This is a genomic window from Phenylobacterium sp., assembly GCF_030646615.1.
Taxonomy (GTDB): Bacteria; Pseudomonadota; Alphaproteobacteria; order Caulobacterales; family Caulobacteraceae; genus Phenylobacterium.
The window spans coordinates 22,926-41,101 of the sequence record NZ_JAUSLG010000081.1 but is presented as its reverse complement, the minus strand read 5'-3'; the positions used below and the strand labels follow the sequence as shown (position 1 = coordinate 41,101).

Below are 18,176 nucleotides of genomic sequence, written 5' to 3'. Positions count from 1 at the left end.
CTACATGACGCCGGAACTTTTCCACGGGGTCGGCGACTATGTGGGCGACAGCCTGGGCCTGGCGAAGGAGGCCGCCCGGTCCGACGCCGCCAGCATCGTCCAGGCCGGCGTGCACTTCATGGCCGAGACCTCCAAGATCCTGTCGCCGGACAAGCGCGTCCTGATTCCCGACCTGCGCGCCGGCTGCAGCCTGGCCAGCTCGATCACCGGCGCCGACGTGCGGCTGATCAAGCAGCGCTATCCCGGCCTGCCGGTGGTCACCTACGTCAACACCACCGCCGACGTGAAGGCCGAGACCGACATCTGCTGCACCAGCGCCAACGCCGTCCAGGTGGTCGAATGGGCCGCGAAGGAATGGGGCGTCGATCGGGTGATCCTGATCCCCGATGAATTCCTCGCCCGCAACGTGGCGCGCCAGACCGAGGTCAAGATCATCGCCTGGCAGGGCCGCTGCGAGGTGCATGAGCGCTTCGAGGCCCAGGACATCCTGGACCTGAAGGCCGCCTATCCGGGCGCCCAGGTGCTGGCCCACCCCGAATGCCCCGCCGAGGTGCTGGAGGTCTCCGACTTCGCTGGCTCGACCGCAGCGATGAACGACTATGTCCTGACCAAGAAGCCCAAGCAGGTGATCCTGATCACCGAATGCTCCATGGCCGACAATGTGGCGGTGGACGCCGTCGACACCGAGTTCCTGCGCCCCTGCAACCTCTGCCCCTACATGAAGCGGATCACCCTCGAGAACATTTATGAGGCCCTGGTCAAGGAGCAGTACGAGGTGACCGTCGATCCGGTGATCGCCGATCGCGCCCGGCTGGCCGTCCAGCGGATGATCGATCTGCCGCCCCCGGCCGTTCCGGCCCGCTATGACCTGGTCAAGGCCCGCCACCATGTGGATGTGGAGCTGATCTGATGGCCCATCGCACCCAGCACGACGGTGTCCTCGTCGTCGGTGCGGGTCTGGCCGGACTGTCGGCGGCCCTGGCCGCCGCCCCCCGCAAGGCCCTGGTCCTCACCGGCGCGCCCCTGAACCACGGCTGCTCCTCGGCCTGGGCCCAGGGGGGCATGGCGGCGGCCCTGTCGGACGAGGACGACTGGGCGCTGCACGCCGCCGACACCGTGGCGGCCGGGGCGGGCCTGGTGGATCCCGAACGCGCCGCCCTGCTGGCCCGGGAAGGCGCCGCCGCCGTGCGCACCCTGGCGACCCTGGGCGCCCCCTTCGACCGGGACGAGGCCGGCGCCTTTTCCCTCAGCCTGGAAGCCGCCCACAGCCGCGCCCGGGTCGCCCGGGTCAAGGGCGACCAGGCCGGCCGCGCCATCATGGCCGCCGTCACCGCAGCGACCCTCGCCCAACCCCATATCGAGGTCCGCGCCGGCACGCGCCTGCGCGGCCTGCTGCAGGACGCCGAAGGGCATGTCCGCGGCGTCGTCGTCGAGCAGGCCGGCCAGATCCACGAGATCGCCGCCCCGGCCGTGATTCTCGCCACGGGCGGCATCGGCGGCCTCTACGCCGTCACCACCACGCCGCCGGAACTGCGGGGCGAAGGCCTGGGCCTGGCGGCGTCGGCCGGCGCCATGATCGGCGATCCGGAGTTCGTCCAGTTCCACCCCACGGCCATCGATATCGGTCGCGATCCCGCCCCGCTGGCCACAGAGGCCCTGCGCGGCGAGGGCGCCCTGCTGATCAACGGCGCCGGCGAGGCCTTTATGGCGGCCTATCACCCCGCCGCCGAACTGGCGCCGCGGGATGTGGTGGCCCGCGCCATCCATGCCGAGCGGGCGGCCGGCCGCGGCGCCTTCCTCGACGCCCGCGCCGCCGTCGGCGACCACTTCCCCGAAGCCTTCCCTGCGGTGTTCGCCGCCTGCCTGTCCGGCGGAATCGATCCGCGGGTGCAGCCGATCCCGGTGGCGCCGGCCTGCCACTACCATATGGGCGGGATCGTCACCGATGAGCACGGGGCGACGAACCTGCCAGGCCTCTATGCCGCCGGCGAGTGCGCCTCCACCGGCGTGCACGGCGCCAACCGCCTGGCGTCGAACTCCCTGCTGGAGGCCGCCGTGTTCGGGACCCGGGCCGGAGCCGCCGCCCGCGAGGCCGCCGAGACCCGCAGCCGCATCGTCCGCGGCGCGCCCGCCCCCATCCTTCCGGACGCTGCGCTCGCAGGCCTGCGGATCGCCATGAGCGCCGAGGCTGGCGTCGTGCGCGACGGCCCGGGTCTTGGCCGGCTGATCAGCCTGATCGATGATCTGCAGGCGGTCCACGGCGCCTGCCCCGACCTCACAGCCGCTCGGCTGACGGCGACCTGCGCCCTGACCCGGGCGGAGAGCCTGGGCGCCCATTTCCGCGCTGACGCCCCGCAGGCGCCGGCGCAGCCCAAGCGCACCTTCGTGACCCTCAGCGCCCAGCCCCCCTCGCCGACCAGCATCGCCGCCGAATGACCGAGCCCCTGCCCGACCTTCTGATTGAGCCCGTCGTCCGGGCCGCCCTGGCCGAAGACCTGGGCCGGGCCGGCGACGTCACGGCCATGGCTTGCATCGACGCCGACGCCACGCTTGCTGTGGCCTTTGTCGCCCGCAAACCGGGCGTGGCGGCGGGCTTGGCGTGTGCGAGGTTGGCGTTGGCCGCCCTTGATCCGGCCGCCAGGTTCGAGACCCTCATCGCAGACGGCGAACCCCTGGCCGCCGGAACCGTACTGGCCCGCGCCCAGGGGAACGCCCGAGCCGTCCTGTCGGCGGAGCGGACGGGGCTGAACCTGCTGGGCCGGCTCTGCGGCGTCGCCACCCTCACCCGGGCCTATGTGGACGCCGTCGAGGGGACGGGCGCGCGGATCGTCGACACCCGCAAGACGACGCCGGGCCTGCGCCATCTGGAGAAATACGCCGTGCGCTGCGGCGGCGGGGTCAATCACCGCTTCGGCCTGGATGACGCCATCCTGATCAAGGACAACCACATCGCCGCCTGCGGCGGGGTCGCCGAGGCGGTCCGCCGGGCCCGCGCCTTCGCCGGCCATCTGATGAAGGTCGAGGTGGAGGTCGATGGCCTGGACCAGCTGGAGGACGCCCTGCGCCACGGCCCCGACGTGGTGATGCTGGACAACTTCTCGCTGGAGGATCTGCGCGCCGCCGTCGCCGCCGCCAGGGGTCGGGCGACCCTGGAGGCGTCTGGCGGGGTCCATCTGCAGAGCGTGCGGGCCATCGCAGAGACCGGCGTGGACGTCATCAGCGTCGGCGCCCTCACCCACTCCGCCGCAGCGCTGGACATCGGCCTCGACGCCGTCTGATAAATGCCGACCGCCGTGTGGCGCGATGGTGAAAGACATGTCGGGCGAGTTGGCGATCCACCACCTCGGCGGGCTTGGGCTCGGTCCCAACGCCTTTGGCCGCGACGTGGCCAACCTCGCCATCTATCGCGCCTTCGCCCGCCACGGCGGCTATGAGCGCCTCCACATGCTGACCTCGGCGCGGACCGACGCCGCCAGCATAACCGCCGCTCTGGCGGGCCCCGTCCCCCTGACCACCGCCATCGAGGCTGGGCCGCTGCTCGACCTCGGCCGGGCGCGCCAGGCCGGGACCCTGTTCCGCGGCAAGGCTGATCTGTCGGAAATGGCCTGGGCCCGGCGAGGCCTCATGAACGACAGCGCCTATAGCCTGGTCGGCCTGATCCACACCATCGCCCCGCCCCTGACCCGCGAGGAGATCGCCCAGGCGAGCCTGGCGCCTGTCCATCCCTGGGACGCCATCATCTGCACCTCGCCCTCAGTGCACGCCGCCATCAGGACCATGTTCGAGGGCTGGACCGACTATCTGGGAGACAGGTTCGGCGGTGCGCGCCGGCCCATGCCCCATCTCCCGGTCCTGCCGCTTGGCGTCGAGCTCGACGAAATCACAGCCCTGGCCGACCGTCCCGACGTCCGCCGCCAGACCCGCGAGCGCCTGGGCCTGGCCGAAGACGACGTACTGGCGCTCTGGGTGGGCCGTCTGTCCTTCTTCGAGAAGGCCGCGCCCCAGCCCATGTTCCGCGCCGTCGAGGAGGCGGGACGTCTGGCTGGGCGACCGCTGCACTTCGCCCTGGCGGGCTGGTTTGCGCGAGAGGCCGACCGTGGCCACTTCGAAGCCGCCGCCCGGGCCTACGCCCCTAGCGCGACCATCCACTGGGTCAACGGCAATGACGCCGACCAGCTCGGCCAGATGTGGGCGGCGTCGGACATCTTCCTGTCCCTGGTGGACAACATCCAGGAGACCTTCGGCTTGGCGCCGGTAGAGGCCATGGCGGCCGGCCTCCCGATCGTGGCCAGCGACTGGGACGGCTATCGCTTCACCATCCGCCATGGCCAGGACGGCTTTCTCGTCCCCACCCTGATCCCCGGGGCCGGGCCGCCGAGCGAGGCCCTGCTGCGTCGACATCTGGGGCGGATCGACACCTACCAGGCCTATGTGGGCCAGGCAGCGCAATACACCGCCGTCGATGTGGGCGCAGCCGCCCGCGCCCTGGCCGAGCTCGCCCGTTCGCCTGAGCTTCGGGCCCGCATGGGGGCTGCGGGCCGTCAGCGGGTACGGGAGACCTTCGACTGGCGCCAGGTCATCCTGGGCTACCGCGCCCTGTTCGATGAGCTGGCCGAGATCCGCCGGGCCGCACCGGCCCCCGCGTCTGATCCCCGCCTCAATCCCCTGCACGGCGACCCCTTCGCCGACCACCGCAGCTTCGCCACCGCCGTCGCCGGCCCCGATCTTCGCCTGTCGGTGCGGGCAGGCGTCGATCTGGCCCACGATCCCGCCCTGACCAGCGTGGTGGAGCTCGACAGCTTCGGCGAGGCCTGGCGGGCGCCGCGGCCGGAACTGGCCCGGCTGGCCGCCCAGATCGCCGAGAGCCCCGACATTCGGCTGAGCGATCTGGTCGGCGCCTTCCCGCCTGATCGCCGGGCGCGCGTCACCTATGGCCTGCTCTGGCTGTGCAAGATCGGCGTCCTGGACTGGCGCTAAGGCTCAGGCCCGCGCCCTGAGCCGGGTGGCGGCCTCCATCGCGGCGGCACGCCGGTCGGCCACCGCAGCGTTCATCACCGTCTGGACCTGCGCCAGGATGTGGGGCGGCGCGAGTTCCGGACGACCGCCTTCGAACGGCGGCGCCGGCGCATATTCCAATCCCAGCTGGACCCGCCGGGCGGCGTCTTCCCCGAAAATCTCGGCGCCGGCCACCAGGGCGAAGTCGAGGCCAGCGGTCACGCCGCCGCCGGTGATGACATTTCCGTCCCGGCAGACCCGGGACTCGTCGACCTCTACGTCGAACAGCGGCAGCAGGTCGCGCCAGGCCCAGTGACAGGCGGCCCGGCGGCCCTTCAACAGGCCGGCCGCCGCCAGGATCAGCGAGCCGGTGCAGACCGAGGTCACATAGCGGGCGCTGGCCCCCAGGCGCATGATCGCCGCCATGTAAGCCTCGTCCAGCATGGCCGCCGTGGTCCCGAAGCCGCCCGGCACGCAGAGCACGTCGCAGCTTTCGATCGCCGCCAGATCCGCCAGTTTGGCGAAGACCAGGCCATCGGCCTCCACATCGACCGCGCCCACCGAGGCGACGATCGTCTCGGCGCCCGGCATGCGATTGAAGAACTGGTGGGGCGCGGTGAAGTCGAGCTGGGTCACCCCGGCATAGAGGGGGAAGACGATGCGGCAGGGGGCGGACATGGCGGACCTCGCAGGTGGTTGACAGCGGCACCATGCCAACGCCTGATCCTGGCCGAAATGACATTTATCCCTCGGATTCCGCCATGACACCGCGCCCGGTCGACTTTCTCCTCTTTCCCGACTTCCAGCTTCTGGATGCGGCCGGGCCGATCGCGGCCTTCGAGATCGCCGAACGGCATGCGCCGGGCAGCTACCGGCTGCGGGTGGTCGCCGCCCGGGCCGGGGCGGTGGCGAGTTCGTCGGGCGCGACGATGAACGCCGAGGCCTTGGACGACGCCGATCTCGACACGCTTGTCGTGGCCGGCGGCGAGGGAACCCGGCCGGCCCTGCTTGAAGCGCCGCTGATCGATTGGGTGCGGGCGACCGCCGCCCGCTCGCGGCGCGCCGCCAGCGTCTGCTCTGGCGCCTATATCCTGGCGGAGGCGGGCTTGCTGGACGGCCGGGCCGCCACAACCCATTGGAGCCGAACCGCAGACTTCCGCCGCCGGTTTCCCGCCGTGCGGCTTGAGCCCGACCGCATCTTTGTGCGGGACGGCGCGATCTGGACATCGGCGGGAATTACAGCGGGCATCGACCTCGCCCTGGCCCTGATCGCGGAGGACCTGGGAGAAGCCGTGGCCCGCGCCACCGCGCAGCAACTGGTCGTGCCCCGCCGGCGACCCGGCGGCCAGTCCCAGTTCTCGGCGCTGGTGGACATGGGCGGGGCGTCAGGCCGGTTCGCCGATCTTCTCGACTGGGCGCGGGCGCGCCTGAATGAACCGCTGGGGGTGGAGCGCCTGGCCGATCAGGCGGCCATGAGCCCACGCAACTTCGCCCGCGCCTTCGTGCGGGAGATGGGCATGACACCCGCCAAGGTCGTGGAGCACCTGCGGGTGGAGGCCGCCCGGTCGCGCCTGGAAACCGCTGACGAGTCTGTCGAGCAGGTGGCCGCAGCCGTCGGCTTCGGCGACGCCGAGCGCATGCGCCGGGCGGTCCTGCGGGCCTTCGGCCAACCGCCCCAGGCCCTCCGGCGGGCCGCGCGAAGCACGGCGGCCGCCTTAGGGCGTTAGGCGGACTGGCCGGCCTTGGTCTTGTCGGCAGGTTTCTCGGCCGAAGTCGCGTCCCGGGGCGTCTTGGTCTCGCCCTTGGACGCCGACGGCTTGGCGTCGGCGTCCTTGGTCTGAGCCTCGACCTTGCCAGTGTCCTTGCGTCCCATCGCCGGCGCCGAAGCCGGCTCGACGGGAGGTTCCGCCGGCCCGCCCATCCCCATGGGCTTGTCCCCCGTGGGGACCAGCACGGCCGAGGTCAGACGGATGTCGTCGGTCGGGTCCTGTTGGGTCCCGGCGTGCCGGGGGGCCTCGCCGACGCGGGCATAGACCGGCGCTTCGGCCTGTTCCTGGGTGATTTCGTGGGCGCTGGCCAGCATCCGGCTCGCCGCCGGGTTGCGGCCGAAGCGATAGAAGATGTGCTGGCCGACCTGGGTCACCCGGGTCAGGCGCTGTCCCCAGCCCGGGGCCACAGCCGTCGTGTGGAAATGGGTCGCGAGGCCCACGTCCCCCATGACATCGCCCGAGAGGGCGCGATTGGCCACCCGTTCGGCCCGGCGCCAGGCGGCGGGCTCCACGGGGCGGCGCATCACGCCGTTGCAGGCGAAGCTGAACTGGCAGACCCGGCTATTGGCGCCCTGGAAGACGACGCCGCAGACGGTCTTGGGGAAGGCCGGATGGCGGGCCCGGTTGATCACCACCTGGGCCACGGCCGCCTGGCCGGCCGGGGTCTCGCCGCGGGCCTCGTAATAGACCGCCTGGGTCAGGCACTCGACTTCGCGGGAGGCCTCCAGAGCGCCACCAAGGCGGAACGGGGCGGCCGGATAAGGCGTTACGTTGAGGCTGGCCCGAAGAAGCGGCGGTTGGGAGGCGGCGCTGGCGCCGCGCTCCAGACGGGCCACCAGGATCGCGCTCTGACGATCCCGTTCTGCGGCTCCAGCCACGGTGAAGGGATCATGGCGCCGGGCGATGCGGAGCACGCCGGGGTCCATGCGCGCGGCGGCATCCTGGAGCGCCTGCTCCGAATAGCCGTCCGCCGCGCCGGCCGCCAGGCGGGCGGCGCGGGCGTGGTCGGTGGCCGCGCTGGCCATGCCGCCAGCCATGTATGCGCCGCCGAGCGCAATTCCAACCGTCGAGCCCAGAAGGGCGGCTCCGGTCAGGGCACGCCAATCGGCGCGCACCCTCTTATCATTCTGCAAAACGTCCTGTCCTGTGCGGCGAGGGCGATACGCCCTCCGACATCATCGCTTGAGAGCCGGTCGCCTCATGCAAACCGAAGTCTCGAAACGAAGCCCGTCCGCACTGATCAGGACGGGTCTACGACAAAGTGGCGTGGCTTATGACGGGTCCGTGAAGGATTCGCAAGCGGTTATTGCGCCGCACCATGGCTGATGCGAGCGAGACTCAATCAATGCTGTGGGAACCTTGGCCGTTGGCGACCGTTTGTCGGGAACAACTCTCGGAGAGATCAACATGAGTAAGGTCCTTGGCGTTTGCCTCGTTTCGGCGGGCCTTCTACTGGCTGGCTGTGGCCACAATGTGGAGCAGCGGGCGGCGACCGGCGCCGTGGCCGGGGCCGTGGTCGGCGGCCCTGTGGGCGCCGCAGCAGGCGCGGCGGTCGGCACCGCGGTCAGCAAGGGCGTCGACAACTAGGCGCAGCCCCCAGAAGGTCTCCCGGCCTAGTCCGTCTGGATCATGCCGGAGCCGACGCATCGCCCTATCGCCTGGAGTCCTCAACAGGAACTTCGGGGACAAGGCGATGCGCCACCTCTTTTTCTCGCTCGGTGTGCTCGCCGCCGCCTGCGCCGTGGCCTATAGCGGCGGGGGCCTCTTCTAGAGGCTGCGCGGACTGCTGGCGCCACGGTGTCAGCAGCCACGCTGGCGCCCAGCCCCTCGCACGCCTACCTTCTGCGACATGCCGCGTTCAAAGACCGCTCCTCCCCCGTCCGTTCAGGGCGTCGCCGACATGTCGGGGGCGTTCGACTATGACGAAACCGCCATGCCGATGCTGTGGAAGCCCCACCGCCCGGCGCGGCCGGCCAAGTCGGAGGGCGGCAAGCGCTTCAATCTGGTCTCGGACTACAAGCCCGCCGGCGACCAGCCGCAGGCGATCAAGGAGCTGGTGGCGGGTCTTGAGGGGCGCGAGCATGATCAGGTGCTGCTCGGCGTCACCGGTTCGGGCAAGACCTATACGATGGCCCAGGTCATCGCCGAGACCCAGCGTCCGGCCCTGATCCTGGCCCCCAACAAGACCCTGGCCGCCCAGCTCTATTCCGAGTTCAAAGCCTTCTTCCCGGACAACGCGGTCGAGTTCTTCGTCTCCTACTACGACTATTACCAGCCGGAGGCCTACGTCCCGCGGACGGACACCTACATCGAGAAGGACAGCTCCATCAACGAGCAGATCGACCGGATGCGCCACTCGGCCACCCGGGCGATCCTGGAGCGGGACGACGTCATCGTCGTGGCCTCGGTCTCCTGCATCTACGGCATCGGGTCGGTGGAGACCTATACGGCCATGACCTTCACCCTCGCGCCGGGGGAGCGGATCGACGAGAAGCAGCTGATGGCTGACCTCGTGGCCCTGCAGTACAAGCGCAACGATCAGGCCTTCGAGCGCGGGACCTTCCGCCGCCGGGGCGACACCATCGAGATCTTTCCGGCCCACTACGAGGATCGCGCCTGGCGGGTCAGCCTGTTCGGCGACGAAGTGGAGACCATCGTCGAGTTCGATCCGCTGACCGGCAAGAAGATCGCCGACCTGGACGGGATCAAGATCTACGCCAACAGCCACCACGTCACGCCCCGGCCGACGCTCAACCAGGCCGTGGTGCAGATCAAGGCCGAGCTCAAGGAGCGGCTGGAATGGATGGTGGCCAATGGCAAGCTGCTGGAGGCCCAGCGTCTGGAGCAGCGCACCACCTTCGACATCGAGATGATCCAGGCCACCGGCTCCTGCGCCGGGATCGAGAACTATAGCCGCTATCTGTCGGGCCGCCGGCCGGGCGAGCCGCCGCCGACCTTCTTCGAATACATTCCCGAGAACGCGCTGCTGTTCGTGGACGAGAGCCACCAGGCCGTGCCGCAGATCGGCGGCATGTACCGCGGGGACTATCGGCGCAAGTTCACCCTGGCCGAGTACGGCTTCCGCCTGCCCTCCTGCCTCGACAACCGCCCGCTCAAGTTCGAGGAGTGGGACGCCATGCGGCCCGACACCGTCCATGTCTCGGCCACGCCGGGGTCGTGGGAGATGGAGCGCACCGGCGGGGTCTTCGTCGAGCAGGTGATCCGCCCCACCGGCCTGATCGACCCGCCGGTCGAGGTCCGCCCAGTCTCCAAGGACGGCTTCTCCCAGGTGGATGACGTCATCGACGAGGTCCGCCAGACCATCGCCCAGGGCTATCGCGGCCTGATCACGGTCCTGACCAAGAAGATGGCCGAGGACCTGACGGAGTACATGCACGAGCAGGGCCTGAAGGTCCGCTACATGCACTCCGACATCGACACCATCGAGCGTATCGAGATCATCCGCGACCTGCGCCTGGGCGTCTTCGACGTGCTTGTGGGCATCAACCTGCTGCGCGAGGGTCTGGACATCCCGGAGGTGGGCCTGGTGGCCATCCTGGACGCCGACAAGGAGGGCTTCCTGCGCTCTGAAACCTCCCTGATCCAGACCATCGGCCGGGCGGCGCGGAACATCGACGGCCGGGTCATCCTCTATGCCGACCGCATCACCGGCTCCATGGAACGCGCCATGGCCGAGACCCAGCGCCGGCGCGAGCGGCAGGAGGAATACAACACCGCCCATGGCATCACGCCCGAGAGCGTGAAGAGCCAGATCAAGGAGATCCTCGCCAGCGCCTATGAAAAGGACCGTCCCCTGGTTCGCACGGAGCTGGCCGAGGAGGCCAAGCCCTTCATGGGCGACAACTTCAAGGCCACCCTGCGCGACCTGGAAGGCAAGATGCGCCAGGCCGCCGCCGACCTGGAATTTGAGACCGCCGCCCGCCTGCGCGACGAGATCAAGCGCCTGAAGCTGATGGACCTGGAATTCGCCAACGAAGCCCTCACCGGCGAAGGCGAGACGGTGGACCGCTCAGCGGTGAAGCGGGTGAAGGCCGAAGCCCGCGCCGAGGCCCAGGAGCGGTTCCGGAAGGGGAAGCTGTAGGGAGACTCAGCGCCCAGCGGCCTGGCCTCGCCAGACGCGGGCCGCTCCGCGCCCCTACGCCCGCCTGGGTTGGGAGGCGCCCGCATAGGTGAGCCAAGCCAGGCCGGCGCCAGAGCTGACTGCCCAGCTTCGGCGCCCTGGCGCCCAGATCGCGCACATCTGCCCCGGGCGGTTGTTGTGGCGATGACAGCTGGGCCGTAGCTCGCAAACCCTCATTTCGGGGGGTTTTTGTGTCAGTCATTTTTAATCGCATTTGCTCTGCGTCCCGTCGTTCGGGCGCGGAAATCTCGGTTCTCGCCCTGGTGGCGGGACTCGCGGCCCTGGCCGCCTCGCCGGCCCACGCTGCTGGGTCCTCAAGCGAAATTCTCGCCGGCGACTATCTGAAGATCGGTCTCAGCAACAAGGGAACGCTGGGGGTCGGCGGCAACGCCGCGCCCGGCGTTCTCTATGACGGCACGGGCTCGGGCGTGTTCAACGACGCCTATGACTATCTGACCCCGGGATCCGCTTTCGAAGGCTTCACCGTCAGCGGCTCGGCGGGTTCTGTCTTCAGCGCCAGCAACAACAACGATGGCGCAACCGGATTCACCGGCATTCTGACCAGCTACAACGGCGTCGAATACGACGGGCAGACCTATGATCTGCGCGCCGTCTGGAGCGGGGTCCTGGCCGGGGTGCTGAACATCACCCACGACTATGCGTTCAACGCGGACGGCCAGCAGCTGAACATCAGCACGACCATCGAGGCCCTGACCGACCTCACCGACCTCACCTTCTCGCGCTATATCGACCCGGACGCCACGGCGGCCCCCGGGGATTCAAGCTCGACGACCAATGTGCGGGGCGCCGACGGTGTCCCGGAAGAAGACCTCGTCTATGCCGAAGCCTTGGCTTCGAAATATGTCATCGGCCTCTATACGAACAGCGCCGTGACCCACAATTCGGCCGTCACCTACTGGACGGAAGACACGGCCTCCTATCTCGCCGGCACGAATGTCGGCGACGGCGACAACACCATCGGCCTGGGCTTCGATATCGGCGCTCTTCTCGCCGGCTCGAAGATCCTCCTGACCTATCGCTACATCTTCGGCACCGACATCGGCGCGGCCGTTGAGGCCGGCGGCGGCGGCGGCGGCGGCGGTGGAAGCTCGGCCCCGCCCCCGCCTTCGACCATCGACACCAGCGCCCCCTATACGATCGATCAGCTGAAATCCGGCCTCGTGACGCCCGTGTTCGACGGCGGCGTCCTGACCATGGCCAGTTCCGGGGTCCTGGATAACAACTTCACCATTCTGTCCGCGGGCGGCACGGTGGATACGGCCGGCCACGACCTCACCCTTACGGGCGCGGTGACCGGCCCCGGCCTCCTGACCAAGACCGGAGACGGCGTCCTGACCCTGGCCGGAGAAACCAACAGCTTCGCCGGGCTGAACATTACCGGCGGCGGGGTGGCCCTGGGCGGCCCAGACGTCCTGGGCGGCGCGCCCATCGCGCTTTCCCAGACCGGTTACCTCCTGGCCACCCAGGCCATGGCCCTCGGGTCGGGCATCTGGATCGACCCGGACCAGACGGGCGCGGTGGACACCGGGGGGCACACGATGACCCTGACCGGGCCGCTGAGCGGGGGCGGCGTGCTGGCCAAGCGGGGATCCGGCTCGCTGGTTCTGGAAGGCCCCAACGACCTGTTCGGGCTGGACGTCCAGGAGGGTTCGGTCATCGTCGGGACGCCCGGTTCGGTCGGCGCGGCCACGGGTGTCGTGCGCATCGGCCCGGGCGGCAGCTTCGGCGTCACGGCCGACATGACCCTGACCCAGAGCTTCGTGGGCCATGGCGGTCTGTTCGACACCGGCGGCCATAATGTGGTGATGACCGGCGCCGTGGGCGGGGACGCCTGCTTCACGAAGATCGGCGAGGGCCACCTGAACCTCATGAGCGCCGGCGGCGGCCTCGGCGGCGCCTGCATCCTGGGCGGCCAGCTGAGCTTCAACAACCAGTTCACCGGCAATGTTCAGGTCGCAGAAGGCGCGATCGTGTCCGGCGGCGGCCACATCATCGGTAACCTGATCACCGACGGCATCCTCTCGCCCGGCAATTCTCCGGGCCGGCTGGTGGTCAGCGGAAGCGTAACCCAGGGGGCCGGCGCAGCCCTGCTTTTGGACATCGACGGCGCGACCCCGGGGGTCGGCGCGGGCCACCATGACACCCTCGTCCTGATGGGCGCCGACGCCGTCTTCACCGCCGGCGGGACGCTGAGGCCGATCACCCGCGGCATCACCGGCGCAGCCAACAACACCTACACCCCGGCGATTGGCGATCGTTTCGAGGTAGTTACGGCGCAGGGCGGCGTGGCCGGCGCCTTCGCCCAACTGGTCCAGCCCGAGGCGGGCCTGCCCGAGAATGCGCGCTTCGACGTGGTCTATGGGCCCAGCAGCATCATCCTGGCGGTGACGCCGGAACGCCTCGCCCTCATCGCCGGCAAGCTGAACGGGCAGGCCGTCGGCGCGGCCCTCGACACCACCCGCCCCGACCCTGCCGCCCGGCCCGCAGCCGGCGCGACGCCGGTGGCAAGCCGCCTGGCGGGCCTGGACCTGGCGGAGATCGGCCAGACCCTGGGCGCGGTGGCGGGGGAAACCCACGCGGTGGGCCTCGACGCGCTCATCTCCACCAGCCGCAGCCTGACGGCCCAGACCCAGGATCGTCTGCGGCAGGCGCCCGGCGCCGAACGGCGCGCGTGGGGTCAGGTGTCCGGCGCCCGATGGGATGTGGATGGCGACGCCTATGCCGAGGGCTATGAGGCCGATGGCCTGACCCTGCTCGTCGGCGCCGATCGTCAGGTGGGACCGGCGCTCACCCTGGGCATCGCCGCGGCCTATGGCGAGGCCACCACCGACGGCGGCCTGATGGGCGAGGCCAAGGTCTTCACCTATCGCGGCCTGGCCTATGGCGGCTGGCGCCAGGGTCCGACCTATGTGCAGGCCGTGGCGGGCTTCGGCCAGGACCAGCACAAGATCCAGCGTCGGGTCGGCCTGGCCGACGGGATCGAAAACCTGAGCGCCAAGGCGGCGGGCCAGAGCCTGTTCGCCGATGTGGAGGCCGGTCGCGACATGGCCGTCCGCGGGATGGCCGTGACCCTGGCCGCCGGCCTCTCGGCCGAACGCGCCGAACGGGACGCCGTCAGCGAGCGCGGCGGCTCGGCCGCCCTGGCCTTCGACGAGGCCACCCGCGAGGCGGCCGAGGCGCGGCTGGGCGTGCGGCTGACCCAGACCACCGCCCTCGGCGGCTGGCGGGTGACGCCCCAGGCCTCGGCCTTCGTCACCCGGGCCCTTGGGGAGGAGGCCGCACGTCTGGACGCTCGCCTGGACGGGGCCAGCTTCGAGACCCGCGCCGCGGCGGCCGGCCGCACCGGCCTTCGCCTGAGCGCCGGCCTTGAGGCCCAGTTGCAGGATCGCACCCGCATCAGCCTCGACTACCGCCTGAACCACAACGACAAGGCCCAGAGCCACGCCTTGGCCGCCACGGTGTCGGTCACCTGGTGACACGTGGAGATGGCGCCCGCTCCGGTCGACCTCCAGGGTTGGCCGGAGCGGGTCGGCGTCCGGCTCCGACGCTTAGAAATTCTCCACGCCCCTAGAGCTTAAGTCGCCCGGCGCGCCTCTCGCGACCGTGGCCGAAAAACCCCACATGATGATCTATGAAGATGGCGACGGAACTTCCGGCCTCGCCATTCGTAGATGTTACAGATCAGGGGTTGGTCTAGACGAGCCGTCTTCTCGCACTCGCCGCCGCCCCACCAACAATAGAATGAGGTGATCCATGTCACCGTCTCTCAGTGTGGTCGCCGCCGGTGGCAAGGTGGCGACTGTCGAACGGATGAATTCAGATACGGCTGTGGCTGAGCGCGTGCGCCGGCTGCAATCGGAAGCCCGCAGCTTGGTGGGCGAACATGTGCGGGCCCTTGAGGCGGCGCTCGGCGATGTCGAGCGACTCAGCGCCGAGATCGCCGGGGGCGGGGAGCTCTATCCCCCAGGCGTGCGGGAAATCGCCCGTCGGCTGACTGAAGACGCCGAGGTCAAGGCCCAGGCGCTCGAAGCCATCATGGCGCGCGCCTGAGCATAATCTGCGCCCTTTTGCGGCGGAGCGATCAAGAACGGCTCTCCCTGTCGGGAGGGCCGTTTCTGTCTGTCAGTCCTTTGACGTGTCAGATTTCCGCCGGAGAGGGGCGATCGCTGCGCCCCCCTGCGGGCCCACGGGGCTAAGGGCTGGATTAGTTTCCACCTCACGGCGACGCTGGTCGGAGTCCGACCCCGGCTCCCGCGGGGGCTGGGCCGGCTGAGATCTGTCATTCATGACACGAGATCCTTGAATTCCGGGCTGCGACGAAGCCAGGCCGCCGCGTAGCCGCAGATCGGCGTGATCTTCAGCCCGCGATCCCGGGCGTCCTGCGCCAAGGCCTTCATCAGTCGGCCGGCCGCGCCCGTACCCCGAAGGGCGGGCGGGCTTTCCACGTGATCGATATAGAGCCGCTCGCCCTGCAGACGGTAGTCGGCCCAGGAGGTCTCGCCCTGCTCATCCAACTCGTAGCGGGCGGCCTCGGCGTTGTTTCTCAGTTCACTCATCATGCCTCCCGAACGGACTTAACCCCGGTTTCGATCCCGGCTAAGTCTGAACGATGATGGCGGCTTCGGGGGAGATGGGAAAGATGCGCAGGCTTTCGACGATGGCGGCCCTGGGCCTGGCCGTGCTGGCCCTTGCGGCCTGCAACCGCAAGGGCGCTGATGAGACGCCGGAACAGGCCCCCGAGGCCGCTGGTCCCGCCGAGGCGGGCGCCCCGGCTGGCGATCAGGCGGCCACGCCGACCCCGCCCAGGCGCAAGCCGGGACTCTGGGAACAGCGGGTCTCCACCGAAGGCATGGTTCAGGTCAGCCGCATCTGCATCGACCAGGCCCTGGAACAGCGGCTGAGCTGGTGGGGCCAGCAGGCGACCACCGAGGGCTGCGAAAAGAACCTCGTCACCCCTCGCGCCGACGGCGGCTGGCAGTTCTCGTCGGTCTGCGACATGGGCACGGGCGGCAAGACCACCACCTCGGGCGTGGCCACCGGCGATTTTGACAGCCGATATGTGGTCCAGGCGCAGAGTTCGACCGTCGGGGCCGAAGCGCCGCAGATGAACGGGACCCGCCAGATCAATATCGAGAGCGCCTGGCAGGGCGCCTGTCCCGAGGGCTTCCGCCCCGGGGACATGGAGCTGCCCGGTGGAATTCGCCTCAACCTGCTGGATATGGCCGGGGCCGGCGCGGGAAGCTGAGCGGCCGTTAACTAGCTGCGGCGGGCCACGGCGAAGTCGGCGAGGTCTTCCATGGCCACACGCCAGTCGTTGGCGGGAAACACCGACAGGGCGGCCTTGGCGCTCTGAGCGTAGCCGGCGGCGGTCTCAAGGGTGACGTCGAGGGCGCCGGAGTCGTGCACCAGGGTGCGCGCCCGCTCGAAATCGGCCTCGGACTGGTCCCGGGCGTCCACCGTCCGCATCCAGAATTCCCGCTCCTGCGCGCCGGTGCGATGGATGGCCAGGATCAGCGGCAGGGTCGCCTTGCCTTCCCGGAAGTCGTCGCCGGGGTTCTTGCCCAGGGTGTCGCTGGCCCCGGAATAATCCAGGGCGTCATCCACAAGCTGGAAGGCCAGGCCCAGCTCCTGGCCATAGCGGCGCAGGGCCGCGGCGCGCTCGGGCGAGGCGCCGGCGCAGACGCCGCCGGCCTCGGCCGCGGCGGCGAACAGCTCGGCGGTCTTGGCCTTGATGATCTCTAGATAGACGGCTTCGTCCAGATCGAGATCGTGGGCCCGGGTGAGCTGCAGCACCTCGCCCTCGGCGATCACCCGGCTGGCGCGGGCCAGGATCTCCAAGGCCGACATGGAGCCCGTCTCGACCATCAGCTCGAAGGCCCGGGCGAACAGGAAGTCCCCCACCAGCACGCTGGACGGCGCGCCCCAGATCAGGTGGGCGGCCACCTTGCCCCGGCGCAGCTCCGAGGAATCCACCACATCGTCATGCAGCAGGGTGGCGGTGTGGATGAACTCCACGGCCGCCGCCAGCTTGCGGCAATGATCCTCCGTCGAGCCGGCCAGGCGGGCTGCGGCCACGGTCAGCAGGGGGCGCAGGCGCTTGGCCGACCCGCCGATCAGGTGTTCGGCCAGGGCGGGAATCACAGAGACGGGGCTCTGCATGCGGTCGCGGATCAGGCCGTCGACGCCGGCCATGTCCGCAGCCGCGAGCTTCAGCAGGTTATCCAGGCTGACCGGCTTAGTCCGGGGGTCTGCGGCGGCGGCGTCCACGACAAAGGTGCTCCAGATAGGACAGCCCATTGCGGGGCCGCCGTTGCGTCCGGACAATGGTCACGCGATAGGGGGCGGTCAAGGCGCGCCCGCGCATCTGGAGCGGCTCATGTCCGAGCTTCCCGTCGTCCCGCTCGAAAGCCCCACGGAGAACCGCCTCCTGGGGGGACGGGTGACCTTGCGTCAGCCGAGCCGGGGCTATCGGGCGGGGCTGGACGCGGCCCTGCTGGCGGCGGCCTGTGACGCCGCCCCCGGCGCCCGGGTGATCGAGGCGGGATGCGGCGCCGGCGCCGTCCTGATGACTGCGGCCAAGCGCCGCGCCGGGGCGTGTTTCATCGGCGTCGAGCGGGACGTCGGCGCCCTGGCCCTGGCCAAGGAGAACGCGGCGCTGAACCACCTGGCCGACCGCGTCGAGGCGATCAGCGGGGATGTCGATGCGGGCTTCGCCGCCCTGGGCCTGACGCCTTTCGATGCGGCCCTGTCCAATCCGCCGTTCTTCGACGATCCCGCCGCGCTCCGGGCGCCGGCGGTCGAAAAGCGCGGGGCATGGATGGCCGAAGCGGGCCTCAAGGCGTGGACGACCTTCCTGCTGAAAGCGGTGCGTGAAGGCGGGACCATCACCCTGATTCACCGGGCGGACCGGCTGGCCGACCTCCTGGCGGGACTCGGCGCCAGCGCCGGTTCGTTCCAGGTGCGGGCCATTCACCCCTTCGCCGACGCCCCAGCCAAACGCGTCCTGGTGCGGGCGATCAAGACCGGAAAGGCGCCTTTACGCCTGCTTCCGGCGCTCATTCTTCACCCTCGGGATGGCGCGGCCAAGCATACGCCCGAAGCCGAGGCCGTGCTCCGCGGCGAGGCGGACCTGCCCTGGCTATAGGGCAAGCGTGACCGTAAGAGACTGATTCCACGAGACAATGCGCCGCATGGGCGCCCCATTCGACGTCTATAGTCTCCGGACGAACGATATGGCTGGCTCGGGCGGC

General features: G+C 69.9%; 15 protein-coding genes. 11 read left to right on the top strand and 4 right to left on the bottom strand.

Annotation, left to right across the window (positions count from 1 at the left end; translation table 11 throughout):
* The 4 genes from nadA to Q7S93_RS14790 all read left to right on the top strand — a co-directional run.
* The coding region (gene nadA, locus Q7S93_RS14805) for a quinolinate synthase NadA (RefSeq protein WP_304714697.1) at window positions 1-910 on the top strand (910 nt) is incomplete at its 5' end.
* Window positions 907-2,436 carry an L-aspartate oxidase gene (locus Q7S93_RS14800; protein WP_370652177.1) on the top strand — a complete coding sequence of 510 codons (1,530 nt, stop codon included), beginning with the start codon at window positions 907-909 and terminating at the stop codon, window positions 2,434-2,436. The genes nadA and Q7S93_RS14800, both read left to right, overlap by 4 nt.
* Window positions 2,433-3,278 carry a carboxylating nicotinate-nucleotide diphosphorylase gene (gene nadC, locus Q7S93_RS14795; protein ID WP_304714695.1) on the top strand — a complete coding sequence of 282 codons (846 nt, stop codon included), beginning with the start codon at window positions 2,433-2,435 and terminating at the stop codon, window positions 3,276-3,278. Before Q7S93_RS14800 ends, nadC begins: the two co-directional genes overlap by 4 nt.
* Before the next feature lie 37 nt (window positions 3,279-3,315).
* On the top strand, window positions 3,316-4,977 hold the full coding sequence (locus tag Q7S93_RS14790; protein WP_304714694.1) for a glycosyltransferase family 4 protein: 1,662 nt from the start codon (window positions 3,316-3,318) through the stop codon (window positions 4,975-4,977).
* 3 nt (window positions 4,978-4,980) lie between these two features.
* On the opposite strand, the gene Q7S93_RS14785 is transcribed toward Q7S93_RS14790, so the two are convergent.
* Window positions 4,981-5,673, bottom strand: a complete 693-nt coding sequence (locus Q7S93_RS14785; RefSeq protein ID WP_304714693.1) for a DJ-1/PfpI family protein — start codon at window positions 5,671-5,673, stop codon at window positions 4,981-4,983.
* Between the two features lie 83 nt (window positions 5,674-5,756).
* Between Q7S93_RS14785 and Q7S93_RS14780 the strand changes: the two genes are divergently transcribed.
* On the top strand, window positions 5,757-6,722 hold the full coding sequence (locus Q7S93_RS14780; RefSeq protein ID WP_304714692.1) for a GlxA family transcriptional regulator: 966 nt from the start codon (window positions 5,757-5,759) through the stop codon (window positions 6,720-6,722).
* On the opposite strand, the gene Q7S93_RS14775 is transcribed toward Q7S93_RS14780, so the two are convergent.
* Window positions 6,719-7,789 carry a cell wall hydrolase gene (locus tag Q7S93_RS14775; protein WP_304714691.1) on the bottom strand — a complete coding sequence of 357 codons (1,071 nt, stop codon included), beginning with the start codon at window positions 7,787-7,789 and terminating at the stop codon, window positions 6,719-6,721. The two genes, Q7S93_RS14780 and Q7S93_RS14775, sit on opposite strands and share 4 nt — an antisense overlap.
* Before the next feature lie 382 nt (window positions 7,790-8,171).
* Here Q7S93_RS14775 and Q7S93_RS14770 point away from each other — a divergent pair, with 382 nt between their 5' ends.
* From Q7S93_RS14770 to Q7S93_RS14755, 4 genes are all read left to right on the top strand, one after another.
* Window positions 8,172-8,351, top strand: a complete 180-nt coding sequence (locus Q7S93_RS14770; RefSeq protein ID WP_304714690.1) for a hypothetical protein — start codon at window positions 8,172-8,174, stop codon at window positions 8,349-8,351.
* A 262-nt stretch (window positions 8,352-8,613) separates the two neighbouring features.
* Complete coding sequence (gene uvrB / locus Q7S93_RS14765; protein WP_370652176.1) at window positions 8,614-10,866, top strand: excinuclease ABC subunit UvrB; 2,253 nt, start codon at window positions 8,614-8,616, stop codon at window positions 10,864-10,866.
* A 302-nt stretch (window positions 10,867-11,168) separates the two neighbouring features.
* Entirely contained in the window at window positions 11,169-14,402 is a 3,234-nt protein-coding gene (locus Q7S93_RS14760; protein WP_304714687.1) for an autotransporter outer membrane beta-barrel domain-containing protein, read from the top strand.
* Between the two features lie 277 nt (window positions 14,403-14,679).
* Entirely contained in the window at window positions 14,680-14,976 is a 297-nt protein-coding gene (locus Q7S93_RS14755) for a hypothetical protein (protein ID WP_304714685.1), read from the top strand.
* 233 nt (window positions 14,977-15,209) lie between these two features.
* Here the strand turns inward: Q7S93_RS14755 and Q7S93_RS14750 are convergent, their stop codons facing one another.
* The gene (locus Q7S93_RS14750; protein WP_370652175.1) at window positions 15,210-15,485 is read right to left on the bottom strand and encodes a GNAT family N-acetyltransferase; all 276 of its coding nucleotides are present in this window, start codon (window positions 15,483-15,485) and stop codon (window positions 15,210-15,212) included.
* An 80-nt stretch (window positions 15,486-15,565) separates the two neighbouring features.
* Between Q7S93_RS14750 and Q7S93_RS14745 the strand changes: the two genes are divergently transcribed.
* Window positions 15,566-16,171: a DUF3617 domain-containing protein gene (locus Q7S93_RS14745; RefSeq protein WP_304714682.1), complete on the top strand. Its 606-nt coding sequence runs from the start codon at window positions 15,566-15,568 to the stop codon at window positions 16,169-16,171.
* An 11-nt stretch (window positions 16,172-16,182) separates the two neighbouring features.
* Here the strand turns inward: Q7S93_RS14745 and Q7S93_RS14740 are convergent, their stop codons facing one another.
* The gene (locus Q7S93_RS14740) at window positions 16,183-17,193 is read right to left on the bottom strand and encodes a polyprenyl synthetase family protein (RefSeq protein ID WP_304714681.1); all 1,011 of its coding nucleotides are present in this window, start codon (window positions 17,191-17,193) and stop codon (window positions 16,183-16,185) included.
* A gap of 109 nt (window positions 17,194-17,302) precedes the next feature.
* On the opposite strand from Q7S93_RS14740, the gene Q7S93_RS14735 reads away from it, so the two are divergent.
* Window positions 17,303-18,070: a tRNA1(Val) (adenine(37)-N6)-methyltransferase gene (locus Q7S93_RS14735; protein WP_304714680.1), complete on the top strand. Its 768-nt coding sequence runs from the start codon at window positions 17,303-17,305 to the stop codon at window positions 18,068-18,070.
* The last annotated feature ends 106 nt before the right edge of the window (window positions 18,071-18,176 follow it).